Annotated in this window: 3 protein-coding genes; all 3 read right to left on the bottom strand. The window is 44.2% G+C overall.

From position 1 onward, the window contains the following. Nucleotides 1-57: 57 nt before the first annotated feature. The 3 genes from MAS10914_RS0119715 to MAS10914_RS30580 are packed head-to-tail and all read right to left on the bottom strand — an operon-like array spanning nt 58 to nt 19,995. On the bottom strand, nt 58-4,668 hold the full coding sequence (locus tag MAS10914_RS0119715) for a type I polyketide synthase (protein WP_017317668.1): 4,611 nt from the start codon (nt 4,666-4,668) through the stop codon (nt 58-60). A gap of 14 nt (nt 4,669-4,682) precedes the next feature. Beyond that, nucleotides 4,683-11,144 carry a non-ribosomal peptide synthetase gene (locus MAS10914_RS30585; RefSeq protein WP_020479986.1) on the bottom strand — a complete coding sequence of 2,154 codons (6,462 nt, stop codon included), beginning with the start codon at nt 11,142-11,144 and terminating at the stop codon, nt 4,683-4,685. Next, nucleotides 11,134-19,995, bottom strand: a complete 8,862-nt coding sequence (locus MAS10914_RS30580) for a non-ribosomal peptide synthetase (protein ID WP_020479985.1) — start codon at nt 19,993-19,995, stop codon at nt 11,134-11,136. Before MAS10914_RS30580 ends, MAS10914_RS30585 begins: the two co-directional genes overlap by 11 nt. Between the last annotated feature and the right edge of the window lie 28 nt (nt 19,996-20,023).

The raw sequence follows: 20,023 nt of genomic DNA, 5'->3' as shown, positions 1-20,023 counted from the left end.
TTTCATGAACCGCACCAGGCAACAGAGAGAGCAGAGGAACAGGAGGATGCTTAATAATTAGACTCCTAAAAGACGTTGAGCATCTTCTTCTGATAGTTGTTCTATTTTCTCCATAACCAGTTGTTCAATTTGCTCACCTAACTGGGCGATCGTAGAGGATTCAGAAAAGAGACTGCGTAAAGGCAACTCCACAAGGAAAGTTTTTCGTAGTTGAGAAGTCACTTGGGTAGCTAACAGCGAATGCCCCCCTAACTCAAAAAAGTTGTCATGGATGCCTATCTGTTCGATCCCAAGGAGATTCTGCCAAATATCAGCAATGATTTGCTCAACAGAACTACGGGGAGCAACGTAATCATTCCCTAATTGAGGTCGCGAATGTAAAGGTTTAGAGAGGCTTGTTTGCTCTAATTTTTCTTTCAATAATTCAAGCTTTAACCATTGCTCAATCCTAGCTTGTAAACTTCCTGTAGAAACAACAACTTGATTAACTGTACTCGTGGATAGAATACGTTGAAAAGCCTCCACACCTTCACTAGGTCTTATAGCTAATTCAGCCAAAGTTGTTCTATAAGCTGTATTTTGTTCTTCTTTTTCTCTCAACTGCCAACCATCCCAGTTTACGCTGATCCAAGGGACGGGGTTTGTTTGATTTTGCTTATGGGCAAAAGCATCCATAAAAAGATTTGCAGCCGAATAAGCAACAAAGCCCAATCCCCCTAGAACCGATGCTAAAGAAGATAGCAAAAGACAAAAATCAAGCTTTCTTCCCTGCAAAACTTTTTCTAGTACGAATAGTCCATAAACCTTTGATTGAAATTGCGAATGGCATTCGTTCAAAGAAGTCTCTTGAATAGCAGTATGAGCCTTTTCGCCAACGATCCCGGCAGCATGGATCACACCATGAAGGTCGCCAAAGCGCTCAAAGACCTCGCTCATCAATGCTTGCATCTGTTCCAAGTCGGCGACATCGGCACTTTTGACCAACACTTCTGTACCTAACTCCTCTAACGCCTGCACTTTCCTAATTTTGTTGCTGACGGAGTCTTGGTCATCATGAGTCGTCAACCATTTTTCCCACTCACCTCTCTCAGGAAGACCAGATCGCGAGATCAAGACGAGTTTTGCCTGCACTGTTTGAGCTAGATACTGCGCTAGTGTCAGCCCAATACCTCCCAAGCCACCTGTGATCAAGTAAACTCCCCCTTGGCGCAGCCGTGCTTTTCCTGGGTTCGCGTCTTCTAAACGAACAGCTTCAAAAGTTTGAACCCAACGATGATAACCACGGTAGGCAACAACTGAGTCACTCGGCTGTGCTGTCAATTCTGCGAGCAGTTGCTCTATGAGTTTCTCCTGTTGCCAAATTGTTGGGGGAATCACAATATCAATGCTGCGGCAGGAGATATTCGGATATTCTTGCCCAATCACTTTACATAGTCCTAGCACAGTTGTCTTTTCTGGAGACAACTTCTCCGCACCAGTAACATTGTACATATTATTAGTCACAACTAGGATTTGTAAAGCATCAGTCATACTTTGTTGTCCAAGTGCTTGAGCTAGGAAAAGCAGACTGTAAAAGCCCTGCGCCTGACTTGTTTCAAACAACTCGATTCCTGAGGCGGTCTGATTGTTGACTGTGATACTCCAGAAATGGGCAATCATTTGTGGAGTTTTATTGAGTACACCCAAATTTTGGAGTAAGGTGTCATAGTCATTTTTTTGTTGGGGATTTATGCAATATGCGTGCTCACTCAGTTTAGTAAATTGGTCTCCCGCTATGACGGTGATGACATCTTGCCCAAGTTGTTCTAGCTGTTGCGCGAGCATTGCTCCCAAGCCACAGTTATCGACAAAGACCAACCAACATAATTTTTGTGTTAGCTTTTCATTATTCCAAGGTTTAAGTGGTATTGATTGTTTCCAAATTGGCACGTAAAACCAGTCGGCAATATCCGGTTTTTTGTGTAACGGTTCTTGATGTGTAGTAACAGGAGCAGCTTTAGATTGTGGTTCAATCCAATATCTTTGTCGTTCAAATGGATATGTCGGTAAGGGGATGCGTTCACGGCGCTCAGTTGCATAAAAGCTAGACCAATTTATCTTTACCCCGTTAAGCCAGAGCCGCGAGACTGCATTGAGCAAAAAGGCAACATCTGATTGTTGTTCTTTTGGATGGCGTAAGGAAGAAAGTATAATATGTTGCTCTTGTTGCGGGTGCTGCCTCACTAAAGTACTCAATGTCCGCCCTGCACCAACTTCCAAGAAAATTTGTTGTGGTTGTTGCAGCAACTCGGCAATACCTTCAGCAAAGCGTACCGTGTGCCGTAGATGTTTTGCCCAGTAGCTTGGATCGGTTGCTTGGGCTGCACTCATCCAAGTACCAGTGACGTTAGATACAAAGGGAATTTGCAGTTCCTTCAGGTTGATTTTTCTTAAATGCTCTGTAAATAAATCGATGATGGGGTTCATCATCTGGGAATGAAAAGCGTGTGAAGTGTGTAAAGGGCGACAATCCACCCCTTGTTCGCCCAGTTGTTGTTGCAACTTCTCAATTGCCGCTTTTGCTCCGGAAACCACGCACAGAGAAGGTGCGTTGCTAGCTGCAAGAGAACATTCCTCGCCTAGCAGGGGCTGAAGTTTCGACTCCGATAGTGATACAGCAAGCATTGTCCCTGAAGGAAGTTGCTGCATCAGCCGTCCACGAACAGCCACTAGCGCCAAAGCATCTTTGAGAGAAAACACCCCAGCTAGGCAAGCAGCGACATATTCCCCTATGCTATGACCAATCATTGCTGTAGGAAGCACTCCCCATGCCATCCATAACTTAGCAAGGGCGTATTCGATGACAAATAGGGCTGGCTGGGTAATAGCAGTTTGTGTCACCTGTTGTGCTGCTTGTTGGGTTTGGGCTGCATTAGGATAAAGTACATCGCGCAAATCCAATCCTAAATGTGGTTTGAGCAGTTCACAGCACTCATCAACCTGTTGGCGAAAAATTGCCTCTGTTTGATAAAGCTCCCGACCCATGTCTATATACTGAGAACCCTGACCGGGAAACATAAACACGACAGAGCGATGACAGGGCTTTTGGTAATGTGTGAAAACTTCAGGAGTCTCTGGAGACGTTAGCGCCGTGACGGCATCATCAAGGTTTTGACAGATTAATGTCCGGCGGTAGTCGAAAGCTCTACGACCTACTCCAAGAGTGTAAGCGACATCTGCAAGGTGTAAATTTGGATGTTGCTGAAGATAATTAGCTAAGTTTGCTGTGGCTGTTTCCAGGGCTGATCTCGTTTTTGCTGAAAGCAACAATAACTGCCAAGGACGAGAATCTGCTAAAGATCGAGCCTCTATAGTTGGGGCTTCTTCTAAAATCACATGAGCATTTGTTCCCCCAATACCAAAGGAACTGACTCCTGCACGTCGCGGAATGCCGTTGGTTTGCCAATCAGAAAGTGTGGTATTGACGTAGAAGGGACTGCTGGCAAAGTCAATTTGAGGATTGGGTTGTTCAAAGTGCAAGCTAGGCGGTATTTTTTTATGCTTGAGAGCCAAGACGGTTTTCATCAAGCCCGTTACGCCCGCAGCAGCATCTAAATGCCCGATATTTGTTTTTACAGAACCGATTGCACAGAAGCCTTTTTTCTCTGTACCGACGCGAAAAGCTTGTGTGAGTGCGGCAATTTCAATTGGGTCTCCTAGGGATGTTCCCGTGCCATGAGCTTCAATATAGGTGATAGTTTCCGGTTCAACCTCGGCTACACCTTGAGCCATTCTAATCACCTGTGCTTGAGTATCTATACGAGGTGCGGTGTAGCTAACTTTTGATGACCCATCATTATTAATAGCGGAACCTTTGATAACGGCATGGATGCAATCTCCGTCTGCGATCGCATCTTCTAATCGCTTTAAAACCACAATGCCCACGCCTTCACCACTCACCGTTCCCTGTGCCTGAGCATCAAAGGCGCGGCAGTGTCCATCAGGAGAAGCTATTCCTCCCTCTTTGTAAAAATAGCCATGTTTTCGGGTCGAATTTATGCGAACACCACCAGCCAAAGCCATATCGCATTCGCCATTTAGCAAGCTTTGGCATCCCAAATGGACAGCAACTAATGAAGTTGAGCAGGCTGTTTGAACGGTGTAGCTTGGTCCTTCTAGATTAAGTTTGTAAGAAACGCGTGTGCTTAAGTAATCTTTGTCACCGCCAATCGCTATTTGGTGAGGATCTACAGAGCTTAAGATATTTTGATTTGAATAAACGTTGAATAAGTAGCCACTCAGGCTAGCACCAGCATAAACACCAATCGCACCGGAGTAAGTTTCATTGTAGCCAGCATTTTCCAACGCTTCCCAAGCACACTCCAAGAAAAGACGGTGCTGAGGATCGGTAATTTCTGCTTCTCTAGGATTAAAGCTAAAAAATGATGCATCAAATAATTCTACATCTTCTAATACACCCTTTGCTTTGACGTAGTTAGGCTGATTAACAACAGATGGATCTATTCCTGAATCCAAAAGTTCTTTATCAGTAAAAAAAGTAATTGACTCTACACCATTTTGTAAATTCTGCCAAAATTCATCTATATTTTTGGCTCCTGGGAAACGACCTGATAAGCCAATAATTGCTATTTCTGAACCATTTATAGATGTTGTTGTCGGAGTATCCATTCTTTTATAACTCCTTAAATATTTCTGATTGTCTTGATTTTTTGCAGACGTTTTTTTTGTTGAGCTTTACCAGCTGTCCTAATCTCAGTGGAATGATCCGTTTCATTACCATATAACTTTTGATGTCCCTGACTTATAAACTCAGCTAGAGAACTGATGGTCGAATATCGGAACAGATTGAGTAGTGATAAATCGGTTTTAAATATTTCACGCAATTCTCTATGAACTCTAACCATTAGCAATGAATGACCACCGAGTTCAAAGAAGTTATCGTGAATGCCTATATTCTCGAGATTAAGAGCTTTTTGCCAAACAGTAGCAATGGCTCGTTCAACCTCAGTTTGCGGCATCACATAAGCAACTTCCAACTCGGGGCGGAGATTTTCTGGTGCAGGCAGAACTCGCCGATTAACTTTGCCGTTAGGCGTGAGTGGCAGTGCTTGTAGCATCACAAAGGCTGAGGGTACCATGTACCCTGGTAACTTCAACTCCAAGAAGTGGCGCAGTTCACTACTTGTCAGTGTCTGTTCTGAGTATAAGACTACATAGGCTACCAGACACTTTTGAGCTAGTTCATCCTCCCGCACCACAACCACACACTCGCGTACAGTTGGGTGTTGGGTGATGGCTGCTTCAATTTCTCCGAGTTCAATGCGGAAACCGCGAATTTTCACTTGGTCATCAATTCGCCCTAAAAATTCGATGTTTCCATCTGCCAAGTAGCGTGCCTTATCCCCAGTCTTATACAAACGCGCTCCCGGTTCGTCACTAAAGTGGTTAGGGATAAATTTCTCTGCTGTCAGTTCCGGGCTGTTTAAATACCCCCGACCTACAGCCACGCCACCAATGTACAGTTCGCCTATGACTCCGAGAGGAACGGAGTACAGATGCTGATCCAATAGATAAATCTGGGTATTAGCAATCGGGCGACCAATAGGAACTTTTTGCCAATGGGTATTTTCCGGCACACATTCCCAAAAGGTTACGTCTATGGCAGCTTCCGTGGGACCATAAAGGTTATGCAATTGGGCATCTAGACGAGTAAAAAAACGTTTTTGCAGTTCAACTGGTAATGCTTCACCACTCGCTATCACTCGTTTGAGGCACTTACAAGTCTCAAGTCCTTCTGTTTCCAAAAACACTTGCAACATGGAAGGCACAAAATGCACAGTGGTGATTTGCTGCTGTAAAATCAATTTGACGAGATAGTTCGGATCTCGATGTCCCTCTGGTTGAGCCACCACTAAACGCGCACCTGTCAACAAGGTCCAGAAAAATTCCCAAACTGACACATCAAAGCTGAAGGGTGTCTTCTGCAAAACCCTATCTGCTGCCGTTAATTGGTAAGCGCTTTGCATCCACAATAAGCGATTACAAATACCCCGATGGGTATTCATTGCTCCTTTTGGTCTACCAGTAGACCCAGAGGTGTAAATGACGTAGGCTAGGTTATCGGGGGTGAGATTGCAGATAGGATTTTCTGAACTGGCACGAGCGATAACTTCCCAGTTGCTATCTAGGCAAACGACTTTAGCTGTATGAGCCGGAAGGTTCTCAAGCAAGTGCTGCTGGGTTAACAACACAGGAGTTTGTGAGTTTTCAAACATGAAAGCCAAGCGATCGCGCGGATAGCTTGGATCTAGAGGTACATATGCTCCACCCGCTTTGAGAATGCCTAGCAGTCCAATCACCATTTCGAGCGATCGCTCAACACAAATCCCCACCAACACTTCTGGTTTCACTCCCAGCTTTTGCAAATGATGCGCTAGTTGATTGGCTCGCTGGTTCAGTTCCCGATATGTCAGTTGCTCATCTTCAAAAACGACTGCTACTGCATCAGGAGTTTGCTCTACCTGTGCCTCAAACAATTGATGCAGACATCGTTCATTGTCATAATTAGTGTAAGTATTATTCCATTCCACTAACTGTTGCTGCTCGGTTGCTGTGAGCAAAGGCAATTCCCAGAGGCGCTGCTGAGGATTAGCGACAATGCCTGTCAGTAAAATTTGAAAATGCTCAATCAAGCGAGAAATCGTAAACTCCTCAAATAGGTCGGTGTTGTACTCCACCTTGCAAAGCAGTCCCTGCTCTGTCTCTACAAGAGACAGAGCTAAATCAAATTTCGCCGTCTTACTCTTGAGTGGCATTGGCTGAATGCTTAAACCCGGTAAATCCAATGTTTCCGTTGGAGCATTCTGGAAGACAAACATTACCTGGAACAAAGGCGGACGGCTCATATCTCGCTGTGGTTGCAATTCCTCTACCAGTTTCTCAAAAGGTAGATCCTGGTGGGCGTATGCTCCCAAAGTGACTTCCCGCACTCGTTTTAGCAACTCTCGGAAACTGAGATTGCCAGATAAATCAGTCCGCAACACCAAGGTATTGACAAAAAAACCAATTAAATGTTCTATTTCAGCCCTGTTGCGGTTGGCGATAGGAGAGCCGATGAGGATATCTTCTTGTCCTGTATATCGGTAGAGCAAGGTTTTGAACGCCGCCAACAAGGTCATAAACAGGGTAACACCTTCCTGCTGACTCAATACCTTAAGGGCTTGAGAGAGTTCATGAGGCAACACCAGGTCATACTCTTGCCCTGCAAAGGTTTGTACAGCAGGTCTGGGACGATCTGTGGGCAGTGCTAAGACTGGCAGATCGCCTGCAAGCTGCTGTTTCCAGTAATCTAGCTGGGCTGTTAATCGTTCTCCCACAAACCACTCTTGTTGCCAAAGGGCAAAGTCAGCATACTGGATAGGCAGTTCCTGGAGGGGAGAAGGCTTACTTTGAGAAAATGCTTCATAAAGTGCTGTTAATTCTCGCGCCAGTACCCCTGTTGACCAGGCATCGCTGACAATATGGTGCATTGTAAATAGCAACACATACTCCTGCTTACCTAGTTGTACAAGAGTGGTTCGCAATAAAGGTCCGTTGGCTAAATCAAAGCCCTGCTGACCCTCCTGCTGAATTAACCGTTGGATTTCTGCCTCTTGCTGAGTTGTTGACAACTTTTGCAGGTCTAACACTGGCAAGTTGATGCTTTGGGCAGGGGTAATAATTTGCACGACGTTTCCCCGCTCATTAATTGCAAACCTGGTTCGCAAAACTTCATGACGTTGCAAAATCTCGCTAAAGCTTTGCCTAAATGCTGCAATATTGAGTGAACCTGTGAGGCGAATAGCTCTTTGGAGGTTGTATGTAGGGTTGGCTGGCTCCAACTGGTCTAAAAACCACAGTCGCTTTTGAGCAAAAGAAAGTGGTAACTCTCTGTCCTTAGAAACACGACCAATAGATGTTATTTCTTGTACAGAAGCAACCCTCATCGCCCTTTCAATATGTTCAGCCAGTTCTGCCACTGTTGGGGATTCAAATAGTTGACGCAGCGGTAGTTCTACTCCGAAGGTAGTGCGTAGTCGGGAAATCACCTGAGTTGCAACTAGGGAGTGCCCGCCTAAGTCAAAGAAATTGTCTTCAATACTCACCTTTTGCAGGAACAAAAGCTGCGCCCAGATCCCGGCTAAGACTTCCTCAACTGGGGTACGAGGAATCACAAAATTTCTTTGTGTTGCTACCGCCTCATCTGGCGCGGGAAGTGCGTTACGGTCTACTTTACCATTTGGCGTCAGGGGTAATGCCTTTAGTATGACGAATGCTGACGGTATCATGTACTCTAGCAACTTTTCTTTTAAGAAATTGCGGAGGTCATGAATGAGTACTGAGTGCTGAATACTGGATGCTGAGGTTGGGACTGTATAGGCTACAAGGCGTTTTTCTCCCGCTACTTCTTCTGTAATGACAACAACCTCGTGTACTGCTGGGTGTTGGCTCAGTGCTGCGGAAATTTCGCCAAGTTCGATGCGAAAACCCCTGATTTTTACTTGCTCATCAAGGCGACCAAGAAATTCTAAATTCTCATCTGGCAAATAGCGTACCAAATCCCCTGTTCTATACAGTCGTTGTGAATAATTTTTACTAAAGGGGTTGGTAATGAACCTTTCAACAGTCAGTTCGGGTCGGTTTAGATAACCCCGTGCTAAGGATTCTCCACTAATGTAGAGTTCTCCAGGAACTCCTATAGGAACAGGTTTTAGATATGAATCCAACACATAAACCTGCGTATTAGCAATTGGTCGCCCTATAGGAACTGTTGTTTCAGAAGTTTTCCTTGTTACGGTATAAGTCAGCACACCAACAGTGGTTTCTGTTGGACCATAGTGATTAATAATCCGGCAGTGAGGAGCATATTGCTGAATCGTCTCAATCAAATGCCAATCAGTTACCTCACCTCCTAGAATCAGTAGCTGGCGAGGTAGTATAAACTCGATGTGGTCGGAACTCAGCAATGCTGCCAAATGCGAGGGAACTATCTTCAGGCAGTCAATGGGATAACGACGAAAGTAGGCAGCTAAAGCTGTCGGATCAGATGCTCGTTCCCAAGACACCACATGCAGACATCCACCACTACATAGACAAGGGAAAATTACCGTGTTGCCCAAGTCTGCTGCAAAGGTAGAGACGATTGCAAAACTAGCGTCGGTTGGAAGATCCAGTTTTGGCAAAATGCCATATAGGTAATTAAGGAGTTGCCGATGCTCAACAGCAACGCCTTTAGGTTTGCCTGTAGAACCTGAAGTGTAGAGTACATAAACTAAATTCTCAGGCGTAACTTCGCTGCTGATATTGTCTGTATTTTCTTGAGCAATGATTTCCCAATCAGTGTCTATAAAGACCAATGCGGTATTTTCAATTGTATGTTGACATTCACTTTGTGAAAGAGACTTTGCCTGTTGGATTGAATGACTGGTTTGTTGCGTTAAGAGTATTGGAACTTGGGCATCTTGTAGCCTAAAGGTTAGACTTTCTTGAGGCAATGCTGGATCGAGTGGCAAATAGGCTCCACCAGCTTTGAGAATGCCCAGCATTGCCACTAACATTAGGTGTGTTCTTTCTAAACAAATGCCTACCAGAATCTCTGGTTTTACTCCCAATCTACGCAGATAATGTGCCAGTTGATTTGCGCGGCTATTGAGTTCAGCATAAGTTAATTGCTGCTCTTCAAAAACAACTGCAACATTATCTGGTGTACAAGCTGCCTGCGCCTCAAATATTTGATGAATACATTTATTTTGTGAGTAATCAACTTGAGTTTGGTTACACTTGATGAGTAGTTGCTCAACCTGACTTTGCGGCAGAATTTCCAATTGACTAATTGCTACATCTGGATTTTCCGTTACACTAGCTAATAAAGTTTGGAATTGTTCGGCTAAACGACGAATAGTATCTGCTGAAAGCAAGTTAGCATCATAATAAATTCCTATGTCTAAAGAATTCCCCTTATCCAGACAAAATAATTTTATTTTAAAACGTTCAGTGCAGATATATTTATTGTAGAACGAAAAAGAAATATCTCCGGTAAATAGTTTTTCTGGCAATTCTTCATACTCAAAAACAATTGGAAAACCTGCTAAATTGCCAGAAAAACTGTCGATTTGTTCCACAAAAAAATATTCCTGCCACTCGTAAGCATCTTGCGTGGCTTTGCTCACCTGTTTTATAACTTCGCTAAAGCGCAAGTCTGATATCAAATGACAAGGAATGGGGAGCGATTTAGCAAACAATCCCAGAACATCATTGAGTTCTTCATACTCTCTGCCATGATAGACTGTACCAATAATCATCTCTGACTGTCCTGTTAGCCGCCATAGTAAAATCTGCCAGCAAGAAAGCAAGAAATCAGCAACTGAAGTCCCAGATTGCTGTACCTGAGATTTTATATTGGCGGTGAGACGGGGAGCAATTTCAAAATTTAAATATTCTAGCTGAAATTGTGCTTTTTTATCAGCCTTATCTTCAAAAGGTAGTTTTAAAGTCTTTAAAGCAGAAAAGTCTTGCTGACACCAATAATCTTTGCCTGTTTCTACTTCTGGTTCAGCAAGCAATTGATTCTGCCACTCAGAAAATTGAATATATTGCACAGCTTCTTCGCATATTTCCTCTCCATTCACAAAAGCATAGTATGCCTCACTGATTTCCTGAAACAAATTTTTTAGTGTCCATGCATCCGCGCAGAGCGAAGGTAGAGTGATAAGCAAAATATGCTTTGTAGCGGACATTCTCAGCAAAGATGCACGCAACAGTACTGCTCTTTCAAAGTCAAAAGCTTGCTTTCTTTCTTCCTGGCAAATCGACTCAATTGAAGCTTTGGTTAATCGCTCATCTAACTTTATCTCGCACCAAGAAAAGTCATAGCTATTTTGGATAACCATGATCGGCATTTTTAAGCTGGATAGGCTTTGAAAAGCTGTCCGCAAGATATTATGTCGATTTATGATTTTTTCTAAAGCAGTTTTCAAAACTGCTTTCTGGAGGGTTCCTTCTATGAGAATGGCACACTGAGCTACATAAGTAGAACTCTCTTGCTGTAACAACCAAAGGCGTTTCTGTTGAGGAGAAAGCCGAAAGCCGCTCAAATCACTTAGCATTTTCTTCCTCCTGATTTGGTTTTACAATGTTTTCGCCGTTTATCATCTCTCCCATTGCTACCACAATCTTGCGTTGTCCTACATAGGGATACCGTCCGTGTGCCGTCAACATATTATCTAGCATTAAAATGTCTCCTTTCATCCAAGGAAAACTCATTGTAGATTGGCGATAAACTTCATTAATTTCTGCAATAACTGAATCTTCAATAGGAGTAACGTCACCATAATAAACATTACGCGGTAGCTTTTGTTCTCCAAACAAAGACAACAAAGATTCTCGGACTGCTACATCTAAATAAGCTACATGATGCAATTGAATTTGATTGAAAAAGACTGGCTCGCCAGTTTTTGGATGTCCAGCTAGTGCTGGACGAATTTGGCGAGTGATTAACTCATTATTTTCGTACCATTCAAAATCAATTTTAGCTTGAATACAGTAATTTTCTACAACAGATTTTTCGGTAGTTTGAAAGAAATCTTGCCAACTGACATCCAAGCCTTCTGTGTAGTTACGAACGTACATTAATTGTTTTTCAGCTAATTGTTCTCGTAGCTTTGGATTGAGAATTTGGTAAGCTTTACGACAATCTACAATCGGTGTTTCTCCTCCTTGCTGTGCTGGTTGCACGCAGAAAAACCAAATCTTGAGAGGAAACCGATGTAAGTGAGAGCTTTCATTATGGAAGAGAATGGCTTTATCTGCTGGGTAAGGAGTAGAACCATAAACTTTGCCTCCTTCTCCAGCACGAGGTAAGTCGCCATACTCACCGAATAAATTTGGACAAATTGCAGAGGCAAAATTTTCAAAGTCTGAGACAGAATTTACATGGAAACCTCTAAAGAGAATAGCTCCATGTTTTAATAATTGTCTCTCGATAAATTCTTGGTTATTTTTAGCCCAACTTTTTAAATCAATTTCATCAGTCTGAGGTTGAATGACGAGAGGAAATGTTTGCCCCGGCTGGAGATAATCGGTTTTAATTAATTGTTCTTGTGATAAATTTACAGCTTTGGGAGCAACGTTAATAAACTTTTCCCGCTTGAAGGCTTTACGCTCACTTTTTTGCATAACTTGTTGTTTTCTTTCGGTTTCAGTCAGCATTTCTAAAGCGCTGAGGCGGGCATCGGGTTGCGTCACAATGCTATTAAGCAGCGTTTGGAAATGACGTGTCATACGAGTGATTGTTGTGTCGTCAAAAAGGTCAGCATTATACTGCCACTTACCCATAATTCCTTGCTCGGTTTCTGTAAGAAATAGAGCTAAATCAAACCTGGCTATTTTGTTATCTACTGGTAACAGATTGAGGGTAAGCTCTGGTAATTCCAAGGCTGGCATGGGTGCATTTTGCAAGACAAACAACACCTGAAACAGTGGCGGCGTTTGGCTTAAATTCCGCTCGGGTTGTAAAGCTTTAACTAATTCCTCAAAGGGCAAATCTTGATGAGCATAAGCTTTTAATGTTACCTGGCGCACTCGTTTGAGCAACTCCCGGAAACTGGGGTTTTCACTCAAGTCGGTGCGTAAGACAAGCAGGTTGACAAAAAAGCCAATCAATGGTTCAAGTTCTGCCTGGTTACGATTGGCAACATCAGTACCAACAACAATGTCATCCTGATTTGTATAGCGTTGTAGCAAGACCTGAAAACCAGCTAGTAGGGTCATGAATAAGGTGACGCCCTCTTGCTGCGAGAGTGTTTGCAGTGCTGCGGACTCTTGCGGGGGAATGACGAAAGTTTGAGTTGCACCCCGGTTTGTTTTCACTTCTGCGCGTGGACGAGTTGTTGGTAATTGCAGTACTGGGAGATTGTTGCCCAATTGCTGCTTCCAGCTTTGCAATTGGGTTTGCAATACCTCTTTTTGCAACAATTGTCGTTGCCAAACGGCAAAGTCTGCATACTGGATGGGCAGTTCTGGGAGTGGGGAGGGTTTTTTGAGAGAAAAGGCTTCGTAGAGTGTTGCTAACTCTCGAACGAACACACCCATTGACCAACCATCGGAGACGATATGGTGGATGCTGAACAAGATTATATGCTCCTGCTCACCGACGCGCAGGAGACTGCATCGAAGTAATGGACCTTGGGCTAGGTCAAAGGGGCGTTGGAATTCTTCGGCGCTTAGGTTTTGCACTTGGGCTTCTCGTTCTTGTTCTGGCAACTCGCGCAAGTCAAGGATTGACAGGTTGAGATTGAGAGATGGGGCGATTGCGCGGAGCGATCGCTGTAAAGCGATCGCCTGAACCGGATGCTCATCGACCATAGCAAAGGTCGTACGCAATACTTCGTGACGGCGTACAATTTCATTCAAACTCTGTTCCAGCACCGCCACATTTAGAGAACCAACCAGACGTACAGCAACTGGTATGTTGTACATAGAACTGCCTGGGTACAGTTGCTCTAGCAACCACAGTCGTTGTTGAGCAAAAGAGAGTGGTAAATTGCCGTCTCGGGAAACGCGCATAATGGGAGGAGTTGCGCTTAAGGGTTCTACCTTCATCACCTCTTGGATGGTTTTGGCGAGTTCTGCAACTGTCGGGGACTCAAACAAGCGGTGTAACGGTAAATCTACCTCGAAGGTTTTGCGAATGCGAGAAATCACCTGAGTGGCTAATAATGAATGCCCTCCCAAGGTAAAGAAATTGTCATGTATACCAAAGAGTTCCACACCCAGGACTTGAACCCAAATTTTGGCGATCGCTTCCTCAATGGGATTACGGGGTGCGACAAAACCACTTTCCGGATGTGAGTGAGTTATATCAGGTGTAGGTAGGGCGCGGCGATTCACCTTGCCATTAGGTGTGAGCGGCATAGCTTCCAGCATCACAAAGGCTGAAGGTACCATGTACTCTGGTAACTTCTGCTGCAAAAACTGGCGCAGTTGGGCAATGAGTCGGGTGTCGAATTCTCCATTCGGAACTATGTAGGCAACTAAGCGCTGGTCACCTGGTCTATCTTCGCGTACTATAACCACAGTCTCTCGCACTGCTGCGTGTTGGTTGAGCAGCGTCTCGATTTCTCCCAGTTCAATCCGGAAGCCCCGCAGTTTGACTTGGTGGTCAATGCGTCCTTTGTATTCAATACTACGGTCACTCAGGTAACAAGCTAAATCTCCGGTTTTGTAAAGGAGTTCCGATTTTTCACTAAACGGGTTGGGGATAAATTTCTCTGCAGTGAGTTCTTCTCGGTGGAGATAACCACGCGCTAGTCCTGCACCACCAATATAGAGTTCTCCGGGAACTCCTATCGGTACAGGTTGCAAATGTCGATCTAGGATGTAGATTTGTGTATTGGCGATCGCCCGACCAATCGGAACTGGTCCTTCTCGGTGATCCACTTGATAAATTGTAGACCAGATAGTCGTCTCAGTGGGACCATACAAATTCCAGATACTTGCACACAGTTGCTGCAATTGAACAGCTAATTGGCGTTGTAAAGCTTCGCCACCGCAAAGAATTTTGAGTTGTGGAGAACCCTGCCACCCCGCTTCCAAAAGCATTCGCCAAGTCGCAGGGGTTGCTTGCATCACCGTTGCGCCACAATCGGAAAGCTGTTGTGATAACTGTATGCCATCTGTAGCCACCAAGCGGCTTGCTACAACTACCCTCGCACCTACCAACAGTGGTAGGAATATTTCTAGTCCCGCAATGTCAAACGATAAAGTTGTCACCGCAAGTAGCGTATCTTCCTCTGTTAACCCTGGCTGCTGTTGCATAGTCGTGAGGAAATTCACGACACTACGATGGGTAATTTGCACGCCTTTGGGTTGACCTGTGGAACCAGAAGTGTAAATAATGTATGCTAAATTCTCAGGTTGTACACCACTAATGGGATTGTTTTGGTTGTGTGCGGCGATATTTTCCCAGTCGCGATCGATGCAGACAACTTGAGCTTGATGCTGCTCTAAGCTGGTTGCTAAGTTCTGTTGTGTGAGTAATACCCTGACTTGCGCGTCCGCCAGCATAAATGCTTTGCGCTCTTTAGGTAGTAGGGGATCTAATGGTAAGTAAGCTCCACCAGCCTTTAAGATGGCTAATAGTCCAATGACCATTTCCAGCGATCGCTCAACACAAATCCCCACCAACACTTCTGGTCTTACTCCCAGCTTTTGCAAATGATGCGCTAGCTGATTTGCACGGGCGTTTAACTGTTGGTAAGTAAGTTGCAGGTCTTCAAAAACTACAGCCACGGCGTCTGGTGTGCGTTCTACCTGCGCTTCAAATAGCTGATGGATGCAGACAAAGGGGTAATCAGCCTGTGTGTTGTTCCATTCCACCAACAGTTGCTGCTGCTCTGCTTGGGTTAAATTTGTCAGATCTGATAAAGACTGGTCGGGATGAGCAACAATGCTTTCCAATAAGTTTTGGAAATATCCCAGCATCCGTGTCACTCGCGCTGAGTCAAACAGGTCGGTGTTGTATTCTAATTCCCCAATTAATCCTTGTGCTGTGTCAGTGAGAGACAAACTCAAATCAAAACGGGCTGTCTCGCTGTCTGCTTCTAGAAAATTTAGGCTCAGTCCTGGAAGCTTAAGCGCTTCGGATGGAGCATTCTGTAAGGCAAACATCACCTGAAATAGGGGTGTGTGGCTCAAGTTGCGCTCTGGGTGCAATTCTTCCACCAGTTGCTCAAAGGGCAAATCTTGGTGTGCATATGCCCCCAAGGTGACTTCGCGCACCCGTTTTAGCAACTCTCGAAAACTGGGATTGCCCTCAAGGTTAGTACGCAGCACCAAGGTATTGACAAAAAAGCCAATTAGCCCTTCTATTTCGCTGCGGTTGCGATTGGCAATAGGTGAACCAACAAGGATATCTTCTTGCTGTGTGTAGCGATAAAGCAATGTGTTAAAAGCTGCCAGTAGGGTCATGAACAGCGTAACTCCTTCCCGTTGACTCAAGGTTTTTAGTGCTTCGCTTAGAGTTGGAGAGAGTTGAAAAGACTGCTTTTTACCTGCGAAAGTTTGGATAGCTGGTCGCGGTCTATCGGTGGGAAGTTCCAACACTGGCAAACTACCACTCAATTGTTGCTTCCAGTATTCCATTTGGGACGCCAACACCTCTTTTTGCAACCACTGGCGTTGCCAAACGGCAAAGTCTGCGTACTGTATGGGCAATTCTGGCAGGAGTGTAGAACTCTCGGATGCAACGTCTCTACAGTATGCTGTGTAGAGTTCTGCAACCTCACGCACAATCACGCCTGCTGACCATCCATCAGCAACAATATGATGCATTGTAAATAACAGCACATACTCTTCCTCTGCAAGTTGCAAGAGGGTTGCATTTAATAATGGTCCTGTAGTTAAGTCAAAAGAGCGTTGCGCCTCAAGTTTAGCCAGTCGTTGAGTTTCTGCTTCGCGTGCGTCTTGTGGTAATTCTCTCAAATCCACTACCGGCATTTTTATACTAAGTGTGGGAGCAATCACTTGAACTGGTTGCCCATCCACAGCAGTAAAAGTGGTTCGCAAAACTTCATGACGGCGAACAATTTCATTGAAACTCTGTTCTAGTGCTGCAACGTTGAGCGTTCCTTGCAGTCGCACAGCTCGAGAAAGATTATAAGAAGCGCTACCTGGTTGCAATTGGTCGAGAAACCACAGTCGCTGCTGGGCAAAGGACAGTGGTAATTCTCCATCTCGTGCTACACGTTCAATGGGGGGAACTTCCAATTTCTGCCCGGATCTGAGTGCTGTTTCAATGCGATCGCCTAGTCCAGCCACCGTTGGTGACTCAAACAAACTCCGTAGGGGTAACTCTACTTGAAAGGCTTCGCGCACTTGGGAAATCACTTGAGTGGCGAGCAGTGAGTGTCCGCCCAACTCAAAAAAGTTGTCGTTAATACCCACCTGTTGAATATTAAGTATTTTCACCCAAATGCCAACTAGAACCTCTTCTACTGGTGTGCGGGGAGTTGCTATTGTTTCAAGTCGTACTTGCTCAGGTGCAGGAAGCGCCGAACGGTTGACCTTACCGTTAGGTGTGAGTGGTAAAGCCTCTAACATTACGAAGCTAGAAGGCAGCATATAATCGGGTAACTTTTCTTGTAAAAAACGAGCCAAGTCACTTGATTTTGAATTTTGTAGAGAATCTACATTATTAGGAACCACATAAGCCACTAAACGCTTGTTACCTGCATCTTCCCTTGCTAAAACGACTGCTTCCCTGATATCTGGATGCTGACCTAGTACCGCTTCAATTTCTGCTAGTTCGATGCGAAAGCCGCGAATTTTGACTTGGTAGTCGCTGCGACCGATAAACTCAATAGTGCCATCTGGTAGATAACGCCCTAAGTCCCCGGTTTTGTAGAGTCTCGCTCCCGGTTGGTTACTGTAAGGATTGGGAATGAATTTTTCAGCAGTTAAATCTGGACGATGGAGATAACCTTGCCCCAAACCCAAGCCACCAATGTACACTTCGCCAGCAACCCCTATTGGCACTGGTTGCAGATGTTGATCCAACAGATAAATTTGCGTGTTGGCAATTGGGCGACCGAGGGGTACGACTTTCATCGGCTCATCCTCTTGGACAGGAATCGGATAGGTTGCGACAATCCCACAGGTTTCCGTCTGACCAAACATATTGATGAACTGTGCGCTGTGCTGGAAGTCAAACCTCCAAGTGCTGGGAATATCAGACAGCAGTGGTTCGCTTGCAGACACAATCAAGCGCAGTTTATTGTCTAAAAGAGTTTTTCTCAACTCTGGTTCTAAACTTGCCAGGGTGTGATTGCAATTGCGCCAGTAAGAGGGGACGATATCAATGACTGTAACATTGTGTTGCTTAATTCCTACAAACAGCGCTCTTGGGTCTTTTCTCTGTTCAGAAGTCGCAATTTTAACTGTAGCGCCTTTAGTCAACGGCACCATAAACTGTCTGACTGAAGATGAAAAAGCTATAGATGCTGTGTGCAAATAAATATCTTCTGCTGTGATACCCAGCGCTATTTGCATCGCCTGCACGTAGTGACACAAATTAGCATGAGTAACTCTAACACCTTTGGGTGTTCCGGTTGAGCCAGAGGTATAAATCACATAAGCTAAGTTGGCAGGATCTGCCGTCTGTTCTAAATTGTCTTCTGGCTGCTGTGCAATGAAATGCCAATTGGTATCAAGGCAAACAACTTGCGCTGTATGTTCGGGTAGTTCTGCTAATAAAGATTGAGTCAACAACACTCTTGGTTGGGAGTCCTGCAACATGAACGCCAAGCGCTCTTTGGGATAAGCTGGATCTAGAGGCACATAAGCCCCACCAGCTTTGAGAATGGCGAGAATACCCAGAATCATCATAGGCGTGCGCTCAACGCACAACCCCACCAAGACCTCTGCGCCAACACCCAACTGCTGCAAGTAGCGAGCTATTTTGTTAGCACGACTGTTTAGTTCTTTGTAGGTAAGTTGTTCCTGTGCAATAACTATGGCAACTTTGTTTGGTGTACTCGCTACCCGTTCTTCAAAGAGTTGATGAATGCACTTATTTATTGAATAGTCAAGTTTAGTATTGTTAAATTCAAAGAGCAGTTGCTGTTGTTCAATTTCGCTCAGGATTTGTAACTGACTGATAGCTTCATCTGGATGAGCGATCGCCTTCGGCGCGGCGAAGCCGATCGCACTTTCTACTAATGTCTGAAACTGCCCAGCTAAACGTTTAATATCTTCTACCAAAAATAAGTTGGCATCGTAGGTAAAGTTTACATTTATAGAATTTTCTTGACAAACGCAAGCGAGTTTAATTTTGAAGCGATCGCTACAAGCGTACTGCTCATAAATCGAAAATGAGACATCGCCTGCTTGATACTTCTGGGGCTGTACAAATTCAAAAGCAAGCGGTAAAAATGGGGGCGTGTTCTGTGGTAAATCTGCTATTTCTAAATGAAAATAATCTTCATAATTATAAGCAGTTGTCAGTGTTTCCTGAACTTTCTGCAAAATATCATTAAACGTAAATTCTTCTTTTAATTCAGTATAAATTGGTAAATATTTAGATAATAAACCTAAAGCTGCTTTTAATTCTTGATATTTTCGACCATCTGAAGCCACACCAATAATTAGGTTTTGTTGTCCTGTTATACGCCACAGTAATACATTCCAGCAAGCCAGAAAAAAATCAGAGAGTGAAGCATTTGACTGGTGAGTTAAATTGTCAATTTTTGCAGCCAGAGCAGGGTCTATTTTGAAAGTGTAAGTTTGAGGAGAAAATTCTAATTGTTCAGTAAACTGTTTTTCAAATATCAGTTGCAACGCTGTTAAGGCAGAAAAATCTAGCTTGCGCCAATAGTCTCTTCCTCCTTCTGTATTCCCGGCTTGCAGCAATTCATTCTGCCATGCTGCTAAATCTGCATACTGCAACGGTTCATCGGATAATTCCTCATGCTCAATGCTAGCAGTGTAATACTTGCTAATTTCTTGTACTAAGTTTTCCAGGGTTGCTGTATCGGCACAAAGTGCTGGTAAGGCGATAAATAAAATATGTTGGGAGCTTGATAAAGTGACCAGAGATAATTTTAAAACTGGTCCTTGGGTTAAGTTAAAAGGGTGTTGACTAAACTGATGAAATAATACTTCTAGTTTTGCTTGCTGTTCTTGGGGGTGGTGATTGCTTAAGTCGTGATGTTGCCAGTCAAAGCTATTATCTACAATGACTTGTAATGGGATGGTCATCCCAGGCAAGTATCTATAAGTGGTACGAAGAATTTCGTGCTGCTGGACAATTTGTGTTAAGGCGGCTTTTAATGTGTTGGTGTTAAGATTGCCGTTAATTGCAACAGCACATTGAGCGCGATAAGAGGGGTTATCGGTTTGTTGTAATTGCCACAGATGTTGTTGCTGAGGTGAGAGTTGATATCCCTCGATTCCCATGAGCATTTTTTATCTCCATGAAGGATTTAAAGGT

It is taken from the genome of Mastigocladopsis repens PCC 10914 (genome assembly GCF_000315565.1).
Lineage (GTDB): Bacteria > Cyanobacteriota > Cyanobacteriia > Cyanobacteriales > Nostocaceae > Mastigocladopsis > Mastigocladopsis repens.
The sequence above is the reverse complement of the archived record's forward strand: the minus strand, read 5'-3'. Positions and strand labels throughout refer to the sequence as shown.

Excerpts from the sequence above, each read along its gene's own strand:
- MAS10914_RS0119715 (WP_017317668.1), bottom strand. The coding sequence starts at position 4,668 with ATGGATACTCCGACAACAACATCTATAAATGGTTCAGAAATAGCAATT.
- MAS10914_RS30585 (WP_020479986.1), bottom strand. The coding sequence starts at position 11,144 with ATGCTAAGTGATTTGAGCGGCTTTCGGCTTTCTCCTCAACAGAAACGC.
- MAS10914_RS30580 (WP_020479985.1), bottom strand. The coding sequence starts at position 19,995 with ATGCTCATGGGAATCGAGGGATATCAACTCTCACCTCAGCAACAACAT.